A 17,697-nucleotide genomic window follows, 5' to 3' on the forward strand; every position below is an offset into this window, starting at 1 on the left:
AATGACAAGCTTGCTGGATTTTTGACCAGAATATCGCCGACCGGTCTCATCGGAACACGGGATAACCCGATAATTTCAGGGTGCTCCCACCTTTATCCTATATTGCTATACTCTATGCAGCTGGAAGTAAAGCAGACACTCTTCTCTAGCTGCTAGGAAAGATGAGCTGCACGGGAATGACAGCGTTCTTCGGCGAGTATGTATTGTCCATTTGTTCACGTAACAGTCTTACGGCTGTTCGTGCCATCTCCTGTTCATCCTGCTGCACATACGCCACGCGTGCTATATGAGGATTGTCGAAAGATAGCAATTCGATGTTTGTGTGATGGTTCAAAAGACTGATGGCGGCTGATGTAAGGCGTGCGGTTTCCTCAGTCAAGGTGAAGGCTGCAGTGATTCCGCTGCGCACCTGTAAGAAGTCGCTTACATAGTCCAAGGCCTGCTCACCCCGTAGAATGTCGAGAGGAATGTGACACCACAAGCTCTTGTCGATCGATATGCCTTGATCCGTGTACGCCTTCTCGAAGCCGAACGTGCGATCCTCCACGACTGTATTAGCGTTCTCAGGCGAGATGAGCGCAATCCGCTGATGACCCTTGGACAGCAAGTAGGAGACTGCCTTGTACGCACCGCCGTAATTGTCAGATGTAATGGTATACGTCTTAATGTTGCGCAGATACCGGTCGATGAACACGCATGGGAATTTATCGAGCGACAGACGCAGCAGCGATTCGTTGTACTTTTCATCCTCTGTCGGAAAAACGATTAGCCCCTGTATACCGAGATCCGTCAGTGTGCGAATGGCATTCGATTCGATAGCGGAGGACTCGCGCGTGATGCTCAGTACCATGCTGAGGCCAGCTTCTTGCAGGAATTGTTCCGTGTAGTCGACGAGCTTCTGAATAACACGGGTTCTCATCGTTGGAATGATGTAGCCGACGAGTGGTAAGGACGATACGCTGCGCAAAGTTGGCGGCGCAACGATGTTATAAACATCGAGGTTGGCGGAGACAAAAGTACCCTTGCCTTGTACGCGTATAATTAATCCCTCGTCAGCTAGTAGGGTTAAGGCGTTCTTGACTGTTATTTTACTTACTTTGAATTCATCCATTAGTTCTTGCTCAGAAGGGATGCGGTCCGTTGGCCGAAGCAGCCCTGATTTAATTTTCCTCATAATATCTTCTTGAATTTGCTTGTAGAGCGCCAGCTTTTTCAACTTGCCGCATCTCCCCATAAATTTTATAATTTTATACTCAATTGGTTATATGAACCATATTACCTATACATTATAATACGAGTTGTGAAGCGCTTACAATATCGAATCTGAGAGGGAGTACGAAGGGGTCTTTTTCATTAAACGGTTAGAACAATGTTAAGGATAGTGGCGCCAATGACAAACTGTAACCGCTTAAATTAACATTGCTAACTAGTCAACCCATTGTTAAACGTTTAACAACAAAAAGAGAGGATGACGAACAAATGAAAAAACAAAGTACTTTAATTTCTATCGTTACGATCCTTATTCTGTCACTTGTTTTGTCGGCATGTGGTAAGTCTTCTGATTCAAAATCGGAATCCATGCAGTTAGGCGCTGATGCTGGTGAGAATGCAACAGAATTGTCATTCTGGACATTCGTAGATTTGCACGGCAAGCATTTGGATAAAATGCTGGGGTTATGGAATCAAGCGAACCCAGACAAACAGATTAAGTTAAATGTATCGGTTATGCCTTATGATGATATGCATAACAAGCTCTTATTGGCGGTTACGAGTGGAAAAGGTGCTCCTGATATCGCGGATATCGAGCTTGGTCAATTCCCTAAATTCCTGGAAGGTGACAACGTTCCACTGGAACCTTTGAATGATGTTTTCGCACCGTACAAAGACGTTGTCGTTCCTTCACGCGTCGCGATTTACAGCAAAGCTGACCAGGTTTATGGATTTGATTATCACGTAGGTGCAACGCTTGCTTTCTACAACACTGAAATTCTCGAACAAGCAGGTGTTGACTACAAGACGATTAAAACTTGGGAAGATTACAAACAAGCGGGTATCAAAGTATTCGAAAAAACGGGCAAGTACTTAGGAACTGCTGATACATCAGCTACTTGGCAAGAATCGCTGCTGCTTGCTCAGCAAAATTCCGATTTTACAGATGAGAATGGCAATCCAAAAGTTAACTCGCCTGAAATGGTTAAAGCGCTTGAAATGTTAGTAGACCTGCAGAAGAATAATGTTATTCATACGATCCCAGGCGGACAACCGGATACAGAAGAAGCAAAAGGCGAATACAACAAGGGCAACTACGCAAGTGCATTAATGCCTGAATGGTATATGTCCCGTTTCGTAAACGAAATGAAGGATCTTAAAGGTAAGTATGCAATTGCTCCATTGCCTGTATTTAAAGAAGGCGACCCACGTTCCGTTGGTTTGGGCGGTACAGGTACAGTTGTTACTAAGAGTGGTAAAAACGTTCAGTTGGCAAAAGAATTTGTAGCTTTTGCTAAGCTTTCAAAAGAAGCTACTACTGAAATCTGGAATACGCTTGGATTTGACCCAATCAACATGGATGTATGGAAAGATGATGCTGTAACGAAAAACCCTGATAACGAGTACGTCCAATATTTCAAAACCAATGCGTTTGATACTTTGAATGAAATTAAAGACGAAATTCAAGCGATCAAATCCGTTAAAGCTTCACCGACGATCGGCAATATCTTCAATACGGTTACTTTGAATGCTATCTTTGAGGATGGCCAAGATGTGAAGGAAGCTCTGGATGAAGCACAAGCAGCAATTGAACAAGAATTGAAATAAACATAATAAGTAAATGATTTTGATTAAACCTGTCGGCAGGTATAGTAGTCGGCAGGTTTAATCATAGTCAAGGGAGATTGAGATTATGATAAAGAAATTTGTATACTCTCAAAAAGTTGCGCCTTATGTTTTTGTATTGCCATTCATACTCATATTCTTAATATTCTGGTCTTATCCGCTTGCAAATTCATTCGTAATGAGTTTTCAAGATAGGATGTTGGGACAGGATCCTAAGTGGATTGGTGAAGCGAATTATTCGAAATTATTGACAGACAAAGTGTTTTTGACGGCTATTAAAAACAGCGTCGTGTACATGCTGGGAACCTTAGTGCTGTTAATCCCCTTTCCAATGTTATTCGCCGTTATGATAAACAGTAAGTTAATGATGGGAAGAGAGTTTTTTAAATCTTCGTTCTTTCTCCCTGCATTGACGTCTGTCGCAGTTGCGGGTACCATTTTCCGCCTTACATTCGGCGAAATGGAAGGTTCATTAATGAACAGTTTCCTAGGTTTATTTGGTGTAGAGCCTATTAAATTCTTGAAAGACGGAGAATGGAGTATGGCGGCACTCTTAATACTTGCATGTTGGAGATGGACAGGCGTTAATATGCTGTACTATCTATCCGGTTTGAAAAGCATTGACAATGAATATTATGAGGCTGCTTCAATTGACGGGGCATCTGCTTGGCAAAAGTTTAGAGCGATTACAATGCCATTATTGAAGCCGACCACGATATATGTTACGACAATTAGTGTTTATGCAGGTTTGGCAATGTTTACCGAGAGCTTAATGATGTTTAACGGTAACAATTCACCGAAAAATATTGGCTTAACCATTGTCGGTTATCTGTACAGACAAGGGATTGAGAAGAATAAGCTGGGTTATGCAGCCGCGGTTGGTATCGTTCTGTTAGTCATTGCTATGGTTATCAATTTAACGCAGCTGAAATTTAGTGGAATGTTCAAAAAGGAGGAGGATTAAAATGGGCGCAAGTCAATCGAAGAATAACTTAATTGCTAGAATAGTCATGATTAGTATCTTTATTATACTGTTCGTTATAATTATGATTCCATTCTATGCAGTGGCCCTATCTTCCTTTAAACCAGGTGAATCATTAATAAGATATGGTCTTAACTTAAGTTTGGATTTTAAAATAATGAGCTTTGACAATTTCAACTATCTGTTTACTGGACAACATGATTATTTTGTATGGTTTTGGAACAGTATGACTTTAACAATCGTTCAAGTGGTTGTAACCCTTTTTGTAAGCGCTTTTGTTGCGTATGGTTTTGCGGCATATGATTTTAAAGGTAAGAACTTCCTCTTTATATGTGTTTTACTCATTATGATGGTGCCTTTCGAAATATTGCTGGTTCCTTTGTATAGCCTAATTAATGACTTGCATATGGTGAATAGCTATTCAGCTGTCATTTTACCGGGTATAGCGAATGCCGGGACGATATTCTTCTTCAGGCAATATCTAAGAAGCATACCCAAAGAAATTATTCAATCCGGGCGAGTTGATGGCGCCAACGAATATGCGATTTATTTCAGACTGATTATGCCGATTATGAAGCCTTCCTTTGCGGCAATGGCCATTCTGAATGGTATGAATAGCTGGAATAATCTTTTGTGGCCATTCATGGTGCTGGGAGATCAGAGTAAAATTACACTTCCAATCGGTTTGAAAACTTTGTTAACTCCTTATGGGAATAACTATGACCTTTTGATCGTGGGCTCTTTCTTCTCCATCATTCCAATTTTCATACTGTTTATCGCTTTCCAGAGATATTTCATAGAGGGTATGACTGCAGGTGCTGTTAAAGGTTAGTATTTAAACTATGACACAGTTGATAGGCTGGAGAGATCAACAAAAGGAGTTATACGCCATGAAACCATTGATCGTGCAAAGAGCTGATCCATTTATTTACCGACATTCGGACGGTTATTATTATTTCGTGGCATCCGTACCAGAGTATGATCGTATCGAAATCCGCAGGGCGCAGAACCTTGAGGGGCTTGTTACAACAACTCCTGTTGTAATCTGGAGAAAGCACGAGACAGGGCTGTTAAGCGCGAATATTTGGGCGCCGGAGCTGCATTTTATCGATGGCAGATGGTATGTCTACTTCGCCGCGGCGCATACTTCGGAGACGAATGAAGGCCTGTTCGACCACCGGATGTTTGTTCTCGAATGCGCAAGTGCCAATCCGCTGGAAGGCGAGTGGGAGGAGAAGGGACAGGTCCGTGCGGCTTGGGAGAGCTTCTCGCTGGATGCCACAACCTTCGAGCATAACGGAGAACGTTATTATGTCTGGGCGCAGAAGGATCCGGCTATTGAAGGGAATTCCAATCTGTATATTTCGAAAATGAGCAATCCGTGGACGCTTACCGGCAAGCAAACGATGATTTCTATTCCGGATCTGGACTGGGAAAGAATCGGCTTTAAAGTGAATGAGGGGGCAGCCTTTATCCGCAGGGGAGACCGCGTTTTCCTGTCCTACTCCGCAAGCGCGACGGACTTCAACTATTGCATGGGAATTCTGGAAGCATCCGCTGATGCGGATTTGCTTGATGCGGCATCATGGGATAAATCGCCGGTACCGGTACTGACAACCGATGAGCTGCTCGGCCTGTATGGACCCGGCCATAATAACTTTACGGTGGCAGAGGACGGTACAACCGCGCTGTTTGTCTTCCACGCCAGAACCTACAAAGAGATTGTAGGCGATCCGCTGTACGACCCGAACCGTCATACCTTTGTGGCGGAGCTGAAGTGGACCGAAGACGGTAGACCGGATTTCCGGGCATCCGTTGCGGCATTGCAGCTTCCTCATGAGGAAGCTTCCTCGTAGACAGAGGAGTCTAACAAACAAAATGGCTGTCCCAAAAGTCGATGAAGAAGACTTTTGGGCAGCCATTTGACGTTTGTGTAACGGAATTCTGATTTGTAGCAGGCTACACTGGATTTCTTGCAACATAAAAGTGCGATATTAACAGGCAACTCACTCTACGTTGGAATCCGTTCAGTATAATCAGTCCAATTGGACGACAGCGGCTCATTCTGGACCTTTTTATTGGAACAAATCCAACGTAGCTTCGAAAAGTAAAAAAAAAAGAAAGGCAGCCCGATCGTCATTTGAAATGGACGATTGGGACTGCCTTTTATCGTATGCCTATTAGGCTTGTTATTGCGCTTGCGATACCGACTTGAACCAGTCGTTAACCTCCTGCGTGATTTGATCGCCGCCGTTGGATTTCCAGCTGGAGACGAAAGTATCAAACGCGTCGATCGGAAGCTTGTTGTAAATGATCTTGTTGAACGTCTCCAGCTCGGATTGGCGGAGGAGGTTCCATTTGGAGATCATCGTTGGCGTTGCCGCGCCCGTGAAGTAGTTCTGCTTGCGGACGTCGATCTGCGACATAACCACTTTTGCGGCGTACCAGTTCTCCGGTTTGCGGAATTCGAACAGCTGCTTCTCGTAAGGTGTTTCCGGCTTATTGCCTTCCGCCAGCTTCACCAGCGTCTTCATGTACAAGTCCGGAATACGGGCAGGACCAGTGATGAACTGGAATTCGTTGTTGAAGTCCTTGATCTTCGTTTGGTCGCTTGTTGGTTCACCGTCGACGACATCCCAGTCGTAGCCTTTGGCGAAGCCGTACTCATATTCACTGCCAACGGCCGGGTTCGCGAGATTATCCAGCAGGTAGTTGTAATAAAGAATGATGGCTTCCGGATGCTCGGCGTTTTTGTTGACCATAAAGCTGCTGTTAACGCCGGAGTTTTGCCATTTCGTGCCGATCTTGCCGTCTGGTCCGGCCGGAACCGGATAAGCTTTGTATTTGGCGCCTTTTACGTTTTTCAGTAGGTCAGGAGCCGGCCAGTCGGGAACCCAGTTCGCGCCAGGCAAGACGCCTGCGTTGCCTTTGGTCCAGATTTCGGCAGACTTGCCTTCATCCCAGAGGGCAGCGTCCGGATGAATGTAGCCTTTTTGCATCCATTCCTGCATTTTCGCGAGCGCCTGTTTGGCGCCCGGATTTACGGAGCCGTATTCCAGGTTGCCGCTCGCATCCTTGTTCCATTGCTCCTCAATCGTGCCGTAAGCGCCGAACAGCCAGTCCAGGCCGCCCATCCAGGTGTTCGTGTTGCTCTTAAGCGAGACGGCGAGAGGGTAAACGTCTTTTGCAGCCAAGCCGTCCGGGTTCTCGTTCTTGAACTTATCCAGAATGTTCTCGAGATCCGCGATGGTTTTCGGAGCCTGCAGATTCAGCTTCTCCATCCAATCTTCGCGCAGCCAGAGCACGGTATCGTCATTATCGGTGTATTCCATAATTGGCAGGTTCCACTTCTTGCCGTCCTTGGTGAACGGGTACCACAGCTCCGGATGCTTGGCCGCGTGGTCCTTCCAGGTTTGGTTAGCGTATTTGTCGAACAGCTCGTCGATCGGCATGAATTCGCCGGAATCAATCAACTGGTTGGTCAGGACCGGATCGGTTGGCACCATAATGAAGTCTGGCAGCTTCTCGCCGGAAGTCAGGGCAAGCTGGAGCTGCTGCTTGTATTGGTCGCTGCCTGCCGGGAACCAGGTGTCCTTGCTCAGCTTAATGCCAAGCTTTTCCTCCATAAAGCGGGTGTGGACGTTGTTTTCCTTGGTCTCGCCTTCTCTATACTTCTTCGGCATAAGAATGGTGCTGATCTCGATTGCCGGGTCGTATTTGCCTGCCTCGAAGGCTTTATCGGCAGCGGATTGCTCGACCGGCGCCGAAGAGGAAGGGCTTGCGTCGGCGCTAGCGGAAGGACTTGCATTGTTGCCGCCGTTATTATTCGAGCAGCCGGCCAGAACGACGAGCGACATGGCAGCAGGTACGAGCCAATTTCTCTTAAGTTTGCTCATTTATCTATCCCCCAACGTTGTTTGGTGTCTTCATGTGTAACTCTATCAAGAGTTCGGGGACGGCATCTATATGGCGATATTAGTTTTCGTAGGACTCTCTTAGGCTGTTGGCGCAAAATCAACGTCCATCCCGGTATTCCTGCGGAGTGACATCGAACTGCCGCTTGAACACCTTGATGAAGTAAGCGGGATCCAGGTAGCCGATGTCGGCGCTGATTTCGTAAATCTTCTTATCGGTCGCCTTCAACAGGTGGCAGGCGCGTTCCATCCGAACGGAGGCTACGTAGTCGCTGATTCCTTCACCGGTCTCCAGCTTATAGATTTTCGAAAGGTGAGTAGGGTGAAGATTGACGTAATCCGCCAGCGCGCGCAGCGATACGTCGAGATGGAGATGCTTGTCCACGTAATCCCTGATCTTCTGCACGTATTGGGAGCGGGCATTCTTTGCGTCGTGAGCCGTTCCTTCGCGCAGCTTCGCCAGAGCGTTAAGCGACCACTTCCGCAGCTTGCCGATCGAAGCGAAGGCTTCTCCGCTTTGCAGCAGCTCCATGTCCGGCCCGATCAAATCCGCCAAGGTGTGGCCGCTGCGATGGGCAAGGTGCATGAAGGCGGAGCTGATCGTATAGCCCATCTCGAGGCAATGTTCCCATGACTCGGAGCCTTTGTCCTCCAGCTCGTCGAATGCTGCGGCGAGCTTGTCCTCCGCTGCCTCCCAGCGGCCTGCTTCCGCAAGGTTGAGGAGCCCGGGATGACCGTGAATGACATCAAGCGCGCCAAAAGCGGTCGCTTTCCTCGTACCGTCCACTTTCATGACAAATTCCTGTTCATCCCCGACGATTTGCCGGAAGTAGGAGACGGCTTGCCGGTATTGCTCCGGCAGCTCTTCAGGGAAGAGGAACGAATCCGTCACCACGACGGAGACGGCGCCTTTCAGGAACTGCTTCACCTTGGCCTGTATCTGCATGGCAAGCTTCTCAAGCAGGATGTCGGGCCGATCTACCGCCGGATGCTCCTTGGCTTGCAGCAGAAAGGCCAGGTATCCGTGCTCCTCCTTAACGCTCCATACGCCCATGAATTCCTGGAGAATCTCTTCCGCGATATTCATAATGGCGTATTCCACAAGATGCTGTCCGTTGCCCCGGTAATGGCCGAACTCGTCCTCCAGGCGCACGAGCGCCAGAGCGCAGGATCCGCTCCGGAATGGCAAGCCGTACATGTCCAGCTTCCGGATCCATTCCTCTTCCGCTATCCGTTCTCCCCGGAAGGCGCCAAGAAGCAGCTGGCCCCTAAGGAGCGGAAGGTTCTCGCGCAGTGCGAACTGCGTTCGTTCCTGGGAGCTGACGTTTTCCCATTCCGCCTTAAGCTGATCGATCGCGGTTTGCGCGGCGCCAAGCAGTTCCTCGTTGGTCGGCGGCTTCAGTAAATAGTCTACGGCATGGTGGCGAAGCGCCTCCTTGGCGTATTCGAAGTCTGCATGGCCGGACAGGATGATGCACTTGATTCGCTTGTCCTGCTCCCGAATCCGTTCAATGAGCTCGATTCCGGTCATCTCCGGCATAAGCACGTCCGAAATGACGATATCGATCGGATTCGTGCCGATGATTTGCAGCGCTTCGCGGGCGGAATAGGCGCGGTGAACATACTCGATCCCAAGCGTATGCCAAGGCTTGTGCATGGACAGATTCTCAACCCAATGGGCTTCGTCGTCTACGATTAACAATTGCATGGAAGAGCCTCCTTGTAAGTGTGCTGCGTAATTGGGATTATGAAGCTTCCTTCGGAATCTCCCATACGATCTCGGTCCGGAAGCCTCCAAGCTCGGATGAGGAGAAGGACAGGGAGGAGCGGGGACCAAAGCAATGGATAATTCGCTGATTGGTGTTCCAAAGCCCATACCCCATATCATCCTGCATAGGGCCTCTCATTTTCTGATTCATCAGCTCCAGCTTTTCGCCATCCAAGCCAGGGCCGTCGTCATCGACGAAGATCCGCCAGAAGCCTCCTTCGATCTGTCCGGCGATGCGGATCTCCCCGGAGGAATAGGATTTGCTTACCCCGTGAATGACGGCGTTCTCCACCAGGGGCTGCAGCATAAGCCGCGGTACCTGTTGTCCCCGCATCTCTTCCGGGATATCGATGGAATAGTGGATCCGTCCGTTTCGCATTTTTTGAATATCCAAGTAGTTAACGATTAACTGAATTTCGTCCTGAAGGCTGGATACCGGCTTCTCCATCCTAGTGATGTAACGATAATACGAGCTAAGGCTGTAGCCCATCTTGACGACGGCCTCTTCGTCCTTCATCTGCGCCATATTGATCATGTATCCCAGACAGTTATATAAAAAATGGGGATTGATCTGCGCCTGCAGCTGCTTCATCGTTGCTTCCTGCGCAATCAGCCTCTCCTTCAGCACGTTGTCGATCAAGGTCTCGATCTGCGCCGACATATCGTTGAACCGATAGAACAGGAAGGTGAATTCGCTGTTCGCCTTGGCATGGATGCGGGCCGAGAAATCGCCGAGCTGAACCTTCTTGAGTCCGCGGATCAGCTTCAGGATTGGGCGCTGCACGTCGCGGTAGAGCACGATCGAGAAGAAAGCTCCGATAACGAGCAACAAGGCCATAGCCAGGTAAAACAGATTCCGGCTGGACGAGATCGGGCCGAGAATTTGGTCAAGAGGCACCGGATCGACGAGATACCACTCCAGCTGCGGCGACTTCACCAGGCTGACGAGATAGCTTTGCCCGTTCAGCTTGATCGTCTTCTGCATCGAATCCTCGAGCTTCTGGCCGTCCAAGTAACGGGTCAACTCCTCCGCAAGCTCCGGGGAGGCGCTTCTGTTCAGAATCGGCTTCTGGCCCGGGGCGTAGAAGAGGGGATCGCCTTGTCCGCCTTCCTTGTACGTATCCAGCATATTCTGGATGTTCGAGGAGCCAAAGCTGGCTCCGACGACCAGATTGCTGCCCGTAAGCTTCTGCTGGCCAAGCGAGTCGGCATAATACCAGCGGAAAGCCATTCCTTCCGTACCCGTCGCTCCCTCGCTATAGGTCCAGTTCTTCGATATATTGCGCTTTAGATAATCCTCGTCGTACGCAACGCTTGTGCTGGAATTTGAGAGCGCTTCCTTGTGCAGCTGCGAATACACCGTGAACTCGACCGGCCAGATGTTGACGACGCCGGACTGAAGCGCCATTTTCTCCAAAACCATATATCTTGTCTGCATCCAATCATAGTTATCGTCCCAGATGTTAAGCCCGTTGTACTTCTGCACGTTGGGATCTTTCGAGAAGGTGAACACGAAATCCATCGTCTGGTTGATCCGGGATTCAATCTGGCTGGACAGGAAGCTGAGCTGCTTGATGTTCGAGTTGCGGATTTCCTTGCCGATGACGCCGGTGGCGACATTGTTGGAATATGCGAATAAAATGCCGATCGGTATAAACAGCAGGATAATAAGCCCTAAATATTTAACGAACAGGCTGATCTGCAATGGCTGTCTCGTTTTCTTCATCGTTTCCGTTCCCCCCGGAGATATGCCTAACAAAACCCTATCGATCCTAACAATGTCCTATAGTGGGACGATGCGCTTGATTGCTACGATAGCTAAGCAAGGATTTGCTCCATTATACCAGTTAACGATTTTTAGAAAATAGATAGGAGAGAGTGCCATGGAAAATACAACAAACAGTCTCGAATTATCGACACCGCCGAAAGCCGGCAAAAGACGACGCTACAAGCAGCCATGGATTCTCCACTTCATGGTGCTGCCGGCCGTTCTGCTGTCGTTTGTCTTCTCCTACATCCCGATGTCGGGTGTCGTGATGGCCTTTCAGGATTATAAGGCCCGGCTTGGCTTCCTTCATTCGCCATGGGTGGGATTCAAGCATTTCAATTACATGTTCTCCAACGATTATTTTGTGAAGATTATCGGGAATACGTTGCTGTTCGCCAGTTCAAAAATCGTCCTGAACCTCATCATCCCGTTCGCCTTCGCGCTTCTGCTCAACGAAGTCCGCAGCATGGGACTTAAGCGCTCCGTTCAGACGCTGGTGTACCTGCCTCACTTCCTGTCCTGGGTTACGCTGTCCGGCATCCTGATCGACGTGCTTGGCCAGACCGGTATCGTCAATCAGTTCCTGACAAGCGCGTTTGGCATTCAGCCGATCTTCTTTCTCGGGGACGGCACTTGGTTCCGGATGACCATCGTCGTAAGCGACGTCTGGAAGGAATTCGGCTTCAACACCATCGTCTTCCTGGCTGCGCTCTCTGGGATTAATCCGGCCCTTTACGAAGCGGCGGAGGTGGACGGAGCGACCCGCTGGAAGCAGACGATGCACATTACGCTTCCGTCGCTCCTGCCAATGCTGATCGTAGTCGCAACGCTGGCTATGGGCAACGTATTGAACGCCAACTTCGATCAGGTGTTCAACCTGTACAGTCCGATGATCTACCAGCAGGGCGACATCATCGACACGTTTGTCTACCGTGAAGGCCTGTTAAGCGGCCAGTTCAGCTTCGCAACGGCGGTTGGTCTGTTCAAGTCGGTCATCAGTCTGGTTCTGATCGTGATCTCTTACCGGATTGCCTACAAATTCGCCGGTTACCGAATCTTCTAGGAAAGGGGAGGGGAACCCATGTATCACAAAACGATACCCTACCGCGTATTCAGAGCGTTTAATAACGTCATTCTGCTCGTCATCGGGATTCTGTGCCTGCTGCCCATGTACCATCTGTTAATGGTGTCCTTAAGCTCCAGCGCCGCCGCGAACGGAGGCCTGGTCACGTTCTGGCCGAAGGGCTTCACCTTCGAGGCGTATGCCAAGACGTTCGACAATAAGAACTTTCTTACCGCGCTGTGGGTAGCTATCGAGCGTACCTTGCTCGGCACGGCGCTTGGCCTGTTCGTAAACGCCATTGCGGCTTATGCATTGTCCAAGGATACCAGGGTATTCCGCGCGAGAAACATTTACCTGTGGTACTTCGTCATTACGATGCTGTTCAGCGGAGGTCTCATTCCAAGCTACATCCTTATCCTGAAGCTGCACCTGATCAATAATCTCATGGCGCTTGTCCTGCCGGGGCTGGTGGCGGCTTACAATATGATTCTGCTCCTGAACTTCTTCCGCACGGTGCCCAAAGAGCTGGAGGAAGCGGCGTTTATGGACGGCTCGGGCCACCTTCGGAGCTTCTTCTCCATCTATCTGCCGATCTCGCTGCCTTCGCTTGCGACCGTAGGACTGTTCACCATGGTTGGCCACTGGAATGCGTACTTTGACGGCCTGATCTACATGAAGGACGCAGCCAAGCTTCCGCTCGCGAGCTTTATGCAGACGCTTATCGTGCAGTCGGACATGACGTCATTTGACGCAACCGCTATCGCGAACATGTCGCAGCGGACACTCCGCGCTTCGCAGATCTTCATTGGCGCTTTGCCGATTCTAATCGTATATCCGTTTCTCCAACGCTTCTTCGTAAAAGGTGTCGTAATCGGCGCCGTGAAGGAATAGACCGAAATTCCATACAACAATACAAACAGCCTCTAAGCGCGGCCGCTCATCACGAGTAGTCACGAGTAGAGGTTTTTTGTCACAAACGCAACATTTATGAGAGGAGCACCGAATACGGATCGTGTTTGCGTTTCTTCCTATAATTAAGGATTGACTTTGATAATGAGAATTGTTATCATCACTTTAGTCAATTAACGAGATTACAGCGTAACAGCTTATAGGGGGACGTATTTGTGTTCGGTAAAGGAAAGAAGCTAGTTATTGTACTTTTGAGTGTAATGTCTCTTTCGCTTGTACTTGCGGCATGCGGAGGGAATAAAGAAAATAACGGTATTGCGAATAACGCGGCGGCAACGGAAAGCGCATCGCCATCGCCTGAGGCGACGGAGACGGCAGCGGCGCCAACCGAGCAAAAACTGACGGACGGCATGGGCCACGAAGTTACGATTCCGGCTAATCCGCAACGAATTATCGCTTCCTACCTGGAAGATTACCTGGTCGCTCTTGGCGTGAAGCCGGTTGCTCAATGGAGCGTAGCAAACGGTATTCAAGAATACCTGCAAGGCGATTTGAAGGATATTCCGACAATCGCGTATGATCTTCCTTACGAAGCGGTAACAAGCTTCACTCCGGATCTGCTGATCCTTGGCGCTAACAGCACGGTTGACGGCGGCAAATACGATCAATACGCGAAGATTGCCCCAACCTTTGTTCTGGGCGACGAAGTGAATAACGATTGGCGCAAAGCGCTTCTGAAAATCGGTGAAGTGCTGCAGAAGAAAGATCAAGCTCAAAAGGTACTTGACGATTACAATGCGAAAGCGGCAGATGCGAAAACAAAGCTTCAGGCAGCCATTCCAGACCAATCGGTTGCGGCAATATGGCTTGTAGGAAACAAATTCTTTGTGGTTAGCGATAAACTTTCGAGCGGCACGGTTCTTTATAACGACCTTGGCCTGAAAGTTCCGAATGTCGTGAAAGAAATTTCCGCTTCCGGAACGGGCAGCTGGAATGAAATCTCCCTTGAGAAGCTTGCCGATCTGGACGCTGACCATCTGATTCTGGTCAACAGCGACAAAGCGACCGGCTCCGAAGCGTTGAAGGATCCGATCTGGCAATCCATTCCGGCTGTTAAGAACGGTCATGTGTATGAATATGACAGGACGTCCAGCTGGTTGTACTACGGACCGGTAGCAAGCTCCCAAATGATCGACAATGTCTTGAAAGATCTCGTGAAATAATGAAATACGAAAGTAGTAGGGATTAGAGGGAGCTGCTGCTCCCTTTTTTTTCCGTTCCGAGTATTTCCGGCGTTTCGCCTTGCGTTATTGAAGAGAGTATAATTTCCTCTATACAGCACTTATATTAATTCATGTGGAGCGGAGATAAGACGATATGGCTGATAACTCTAGGCTACATAACTCTCAATTGGAATCAGAACCTGCCTCGGCAGGCCCGGCGGTTGAACGGCTGTACTCCCGGCCGATCACCGCAATTCTTATCATTCTCGGAGGTCTTGTTGCGCTGGTACTGGCGCTGGGACTATCGGTTTCTTTTGGCGCTATGGACATCAAATTCCTGACCGTATGGGAGGCAATCTTTCATTTTAATCCGGATATGAAGGAGCATCAGGTTATTCAGGAGCTTCGCTTGCCGCGGGTACTGGGTTGCATGCTGGTGGGCAGCGCGTTTGCGGTTGCGGGCGCGATTATGCAGGGCATGACGCGTAACCCGCTTGCCGATTCGGGTCTGCTGGGGCTAAACTCCGGCGCTGCCTTTGCTCTTGCTTTATGCTTTGCTTTTCTTCCGGGTCTTTCCTATCCCTACATTATTCTATTCTCTTTCCTTGGCGCGGCAGTCAGCACTGTTGTTGTCGTTGCTTTAGGGGCGTCCGTCCGCGGAGGGCTGACGCCAATGCGGATGGTGCTTGCGGGCGTAACGTTGTCGGCCTTGTTAACTGCACTAAGCGAAGGGATTGCACTATACTTCCGCATTGGCCAGGAGCTCGCCTTCTGGTATGCCGGAGGGGTTGCCGGTATCCGCTGGGAGCAGCTTAAAATTATGTTTCCTTGGGTAGGCGTTGCGCTTATCGCAGCAATGGTGCTGTCTCGTTCCATCACGATGCTGAGTCTAGGCGAAGAAGTGTCCAAGGGCCTTGGCCTGCGGACGGGACCTGTTAAGCTGGCTGGCGTTATCATCGTCATTATGCTGGCGGGTTCGGCTGTATCGGTGGCAGGGGCTGTATCGTTTATCGGCCTTCTTGTTCCGCATGTGGCCCGCAAGCTGGTGGGCGTGGATTACAAATGGATCATTCCGACCTCGGCCGTGCTTGGCGCTTTGCTTGTTGTGCTTGCGGATTTGGCAGCCAGAACGGTCCATCCTCCTTATGAGACGCCAATTGGCACAATGATTGCGCTGATAGGCGTTCCATTCTTCCTGTACCTTGCCAACAAGGAAAGGAGGGAGCTGTAACCGATGAAAGGGACGATGATTTCCTTAACCGAAGTACGCAGAAAACGGCGCAATACTCTTGTTATTTCCGTCATGTTAATCGGTATTCTTGCAGCTTTTCTAATAAGCATGAACACCGGGGTTATCCGAATGTCTCCTCTAGACGTGGTCAAAACGCTCTTTGGCTTCGGAACCGCCCAGCAGCATCTGGTGCTGTTTGATTTCCGGCTGCCCCGTATTATCATTTCCATTCTGATCGGCATGGGGCTGGCCGTATCCGGCGCCGTTCTTCAGGCTCTGACCCGAAATGCGCTGGCTGACCCCGGCATTATCGGAATTAACTCCGGAGCGGGCATGGTTATTCTGCTTTATGTAGCGTTTTATTCTTCCCCGACATCAGCGCCGGCGTATTTGCTGCCGATTCTCGCATGGCTGGGAGGCGGCGTTGCCGCATTGCTGGTCTTTATTATCTCTTACCGCAAGCATAAGGGACTGTCCTCGAACCGGCTTGTGCTGAACGGCGTAGCGATAAGCTCGGGCTTCTCGGCGGTGACGATTCTTGTCTCCTTGCGGATTAATCCGGAGCAGTATCAATTCGTTTCGACATGGATAGCGGGAAGCATCTGGAGCAAGGACTGGAGCTACGTAACGGCACTGCTGCCGTTTATCGTAGTGCTGCTGCCTTTCGTCTATTTCAAGTCGCAAACGATTAATGTCCTTAATCTTGGCGCGCCGCTTGCTACGGGACTTGGAGCAGCCGTTGCCAAGCAGCAGATCTGGCTTCTGGCCGCTGCCGTTGGCTTGGCAAGCTCCTGCGTAGCGGTCAGCGGCAGTATCGGCTTTGTCGGGTTGATCGCGCCGCATTTGGCCCGAAGGCTGGTCGGGCAACGCTATCAGATCCTGCTTCCCGCCACGGCGCTTGCCGGAGGACTGCTTGTCCTTGTAGCCGACACGCTTGGCAGATGGATTCTGCAGCCGTCGGAGATTCCGACAGGCATCGTTGTTGCGGTTATTGGAGCTCCATATTTCCTCTACTTGATGTTCCGGACAAAAGGATAAGCGGTAGACGATTATTAGCCGGTTAGCCCTTAGCGGGGCTGACCGGCTTTTTTTGCAAATACAATGGGAGGGGAAGTGCCCGAAATGGCTTATCCGCACGAAGAATTGGCGCAGGCATTTGTGAAGCAGCCGGTTGAAGTATACGGGGTGTACCGGACGGAGATGGAGGCTGGCGCCATTTATGATGGCCATGTGGATACTCCAACAACGAAATGCGCCGTTATTATAAGTCTGCGTGGACAGGCCGAGTTTATTTTTAACGAAACGGAGCGATTCCTGCTTGAGCCGGGAAAAGTAATGCTCGGCGGCATGCAGAAGCGGCTCGAGATTCATACCGGGGATCAAGGCTTTGAGTATGGGCTTGTTCATTATATCCCCGTGCGTACAGGCACGGAGGATGCCCGGCAGTTAATGGATGCGCATATGCTTCATACTCCGCAGAATCCGGAGCTGCTGCAGCTGCTTGAGAAGCTGCTGAAGGCTTCATCATCGCCGGATGCGATGATGCTGCTGGAGAAGAAGGCGTTATTTTACCAGCTGATTAACCGGGTGCTGCAGTCCGAGCGTGCGCAGCAAAACAAAGCAAGCCATTTGCTGATTGAAGAAGCGACCGCGTATATTCATGATCATTTTGACGAGCCGATTACGCTGTTCCAGCTGGCGGAGCGTTTTGGGCTGAAGCCGAAATATTTCTCTTCCTTGTTCCAGCGTTATACCGGAATCGGGCCGATTGATTATTTGATTCAATACCGGATCAACAGGGCTTACGAGCTGCTTATGACCGGACAGTTCACCGTGGCAGCCGTTGCAAGAAGCGTCGGCTATCAAGATGCGTATTATTTCAGCCGATTGTTCAAGAAGCATAAGGGATCTTCGCCGGGATTTTTCGGCCTTCATCAGAAGCGAAATCGTCCATCATAACATCGGGAATTTCTCTATTTGCTTTATCAATGGGGGATGATAGGA

Annotated in this window: 14 protein-coding genes; 10 read left to right on the plus strand and 4 right to left on the minus strand. The window is 49.6% G+C overall.

Going from position 1 to position 17,697, the window contains the following annotated elements; all coding sequences use genetic code 11:
• Positions 1 to 145: 145 nt before the first annotated feature.
• Entirely contained in the window at positions 146 to 1,216 is a 1,071-nt protein-coding gene (locus tag PJDR2_RS03545) for a GntR family transcriptional regulator (protein WP_012772683.1), read from the minus strand.
• A 263-nt stretch (positions 1,217 to 1,479) separates the two neighbouring features.
• On the opposite strand from PJDR2_RS03545, the gene PJDR2_RS03550 reads away from it, so the two are divergent.
• The 4 genes from PJDR2_RS03550 to PJDR2_RS03565 all read left to right on the plus strand — a co-directional run bounded on the left by PJDR2_RS03550 (position 1,480) and on the right by PJDR2_RS03565 (position 5,673).
• Positions 1,480 to 2,817, plus strand: a complete 1,338-nt coding sequence (locus tag PJDR2_RS03550) for an ABC transporter substrate-binding protein (protein ID WP_012772684.1) — start codon at positions 1,480 to 1,482, stop codon at positions 2,815 to 2,817.
• Between the two features lie 85 nt (positions 2,818 to 2,902).
• The gene (locus tag PJDR2_RS03555) at positions 2,903 to 3,799 is read left to right on the plus strand and encodes a carbohydrate ABC transporter permease (protein WP_012772685.1); all 897 of its coding nucleotides are present in this window, start codon (positions 2,903 to 2,905) and stop codon (positions 3,797 to 3,799) included.
• 46 nt (positions 3,800 to 3,845) lie between these two features.
• Positions 3,846 to 4,649, plus strand: coding sequence for a carbohydrate ABC transporter permease (locus PJDR2_RS03560; RefSeq protein WP_416202264.1), 804 nt, complete (start codon positions 3,846 to 3,848; stop codon positions 4,647 to 4,649).
• 58 nt (positions 4,650 to 4,707) lie between these two features.
• Positions 4,708 to 5,673: a glycoside hydrolase family 43 protein gene (locus PJDR2_RS03565; protein ID WP_012772687.1), complete on the plus strand. Its 966-nt coding sequence runs from the start codon at positions 4,708 to 4,710 to the stop codon at positions 5,671 to 5,673.
• A 333-nt stretch (positions 5,674 to 6,006) separates the two neighbouring features.
• Here PJDR2_RS03565 and PJDR2_RS03570 read toward each other — a convergent pair whose 3' ends face one another.
• From PJDR2_RS03570 to PJDR2_RS03580, 3 genes are all read right to left on the minus strand, one after another.
• Positions 6,007 to 7,713, minus strand: coding sequence for an ABC transporter substrate-binding protein (locus PJDR2_RS03570; RefSeq protein ID WP_012772688.1), 1,707 nt, complete (start codon positions 7,711 to 7,713; stop codon positions 6,007 to 6,009).
• A 118-nt stretch (positions 7,714 to 7,831) separates the two neighbouring features.
• Complete coding sequence (locus PJDR2_RS03575) at positions 7,832 to 9,439, minus strand: response regulator transcription factor (protein WP_012772689.1); 1,608 nt, start codon at positions 9,437 to 9,439, stop codon at positions 7,832 to 7,834.
• A gap of 37 nt (positions 9,440 to 9,476) precedes the next feature.
• Positions 9,477 to 11,225, minus strand: coding sequence for a sensor histidine kinase (locus PJDR2_RS03580; RefSeq protein ID WP_012772690.1), 1,749 nt, complete (start codon positions 11,223 to 11,225; stop codon positions 9,477 to 9,479).
• A gap of 157 nt (positions 11,226 to 11,382) precedes the next feature.
• On the opposite strand from PJDR2_RS03580, the gene PJDR2_RS03585 reads away from it, so the two are divergent.
• From PJDR2_RS03585 to PJDR2_RS03610, 6 genes are all read left to right on the plus strand, one after another.
• Positions 11,383 to 12,330 (plus strand): ABC transporter permease, encoded by a 948-nt coding sequence (locus PJDR2_RS03585; RefSeq protein ID WP_012772691.1) that lies wholly within the window; start codon positions 11,383 to 11,385, stop codon positions 12,328 to 12,330.
• An 18-nt stretch (positions 12,331 to 12,348) separates the two neighbouring features.
• A complete protein-coding gene (locus PJDR2_RS03590) occupies positions 12,349 to 13,221 on the plus strand; it encodes a carbohydrate ABC transporter permease (RefSeq protein ID WP_012772692.1) in 873 nt (290 codons plus the stop codon).
• A gap of 233 nt (positions 13,222 to 13,454) precedes the next feature.
• Complete coding sequence (locus tag PJDR2_RS03595; RefSeq protein ID WP_012772693.1) at positions 13,455 to 14,462, plus strand: iron-hydroxamate ABC transporter substrate-binding protein; 1,008 nt, start codon at positions 13,455 to 13,457, stop codon at positions 14,460 to 14,462.
• A gap of 154 nt (positions 14,463 to 14,616) precedes the next feature.
• The gene (locus PJDR2_RS03600) at positions 14,617 to 15,693 is read left to right on the plus strand and encodes a FecCD family ABC transporter permease (RefSeq protein ID WP_012772694.1); all 1,077 of its coding nucleotides are present in this window, start codon (positions 14,617 to 14,619) and stop codon (positions 15,691 to 15,693) included.
• A 3-nt stretch (positions 15,694 to 15,696) separates the two neighbouring features.
• Complete coding sequence (locus PJDR2_RS03605) at positions 15,697 to 16,731, plus strand: FecCD family ABC transporter permease (RefSeq protein ID WP_012772695.1); 1,035 nt, start codon at positions 15,697 to 15,699, stop codon at positions 16,729 to 16,731.
• A gap of 84 nt (positions 16,732 to 16,815) precedes the next feature.
• Positions 16,816 to 17,652, plus strand: coding sequence for a helix-turn-helix domain-containing protein (locus tag PJDR2_RS03610; protein WP_041613278.1), 837 nt, complete (start codon positions 16,816 to 16,818; stop codon positions 17,650 to 17,652).
• The last annotated feature ends 45 nt before the right edge of the window (positions 17,653 to 17,697 follow it).

Source organism: Paenibacillus sp. JDR-2 (assembly GCF_000023585.1).
Classification (GTDB): Bacteria; Bacillota; Bacilli; order Paenibacillales; family Paenibacillaceae; genus Pristimantibacillus.

Coding starts and splice junctions, on each gene's coding strand:
- PJDR2_RS03550 (WP_012772684.1), top strand. CDS start 1,480: ATGAAAAAACAAAGTACTTTAATTTCTATCGTTACGATCCTTATTCTG.
- PJDR2_RS03555 (WP_012772685.1), top strand. CDS start 2,903: ATGATAAAGAAATTTGTATACTCTCAAAAAGTTGCGCCTTATGTTTTT.
- PJDR2_RS03560 (WP_416202264.1), top strand. CDS start 3,846: ATGATTAGTATCTTTATTATACTGTTCGTTATAATTATGATTCCATTC.
- PJDR2_RS03565 (WP_012772687.1), top strand. CDS start 4,708: ATGAAACCATTGATCGTGCAAAGAGCTGATCCATTTATTTACCGACAT.
- PJDR2_RS03570 (WP_012772688.1), bottom strand. CDS start 7,713: ATGAGCAAACTTAAGAGAAATTGGCTCGTACCTGCTGCCATGTCGCTC.
- PJDR2_RS03575 (WP_012772689.1), bottom strand. CDS start 9,439: ATGCAATTGTTAATCGTAGACGACGAAGCCCATTGGGTTGAGAATCTG.
- PJDR2_RS03580 (WP_012772690.1), bottom strand. CDS start 11,225: ATGAAGAAAACGAGACAGCCATTGCAGATCAGCCTGTTCGTTAAATAT.
- PJDR2_RS03585 (WP_012772691.1), top strand. CDS start 11,383: ATGGAAAATACAACAAACAGTCTCGAATTATCGACACCGCCGAAAGCC.
- PJDR2_RS03590 (WP_012772692.1), top strand. CDS start 12,349: ATGTATCACAAAACGATACCCTACCGCGTATTCAGAGCGTTTAATAAC.
- PJDR2_RS03600 (WP_012772694.1), top strand. CDS start 14,617: ATGGCTGATAACTCTAGGCTACATAACTCTCAATTGGAATCAGAACCT.
- PJDR2_RS03605 (WP_012772695.1), top strand. CDS start 15,697: ATGAAAGGGACGATGATTTCCTTAACCGAAGTACGCAGAAAACGGCGC.
- PJDR2_RS03610 (WP_041613278.1), top strand. CDS start 16,816: ATGGCTTATCCGCACGAAGAATTGGCGCAGGCATTTGTGAAGCAGCCG.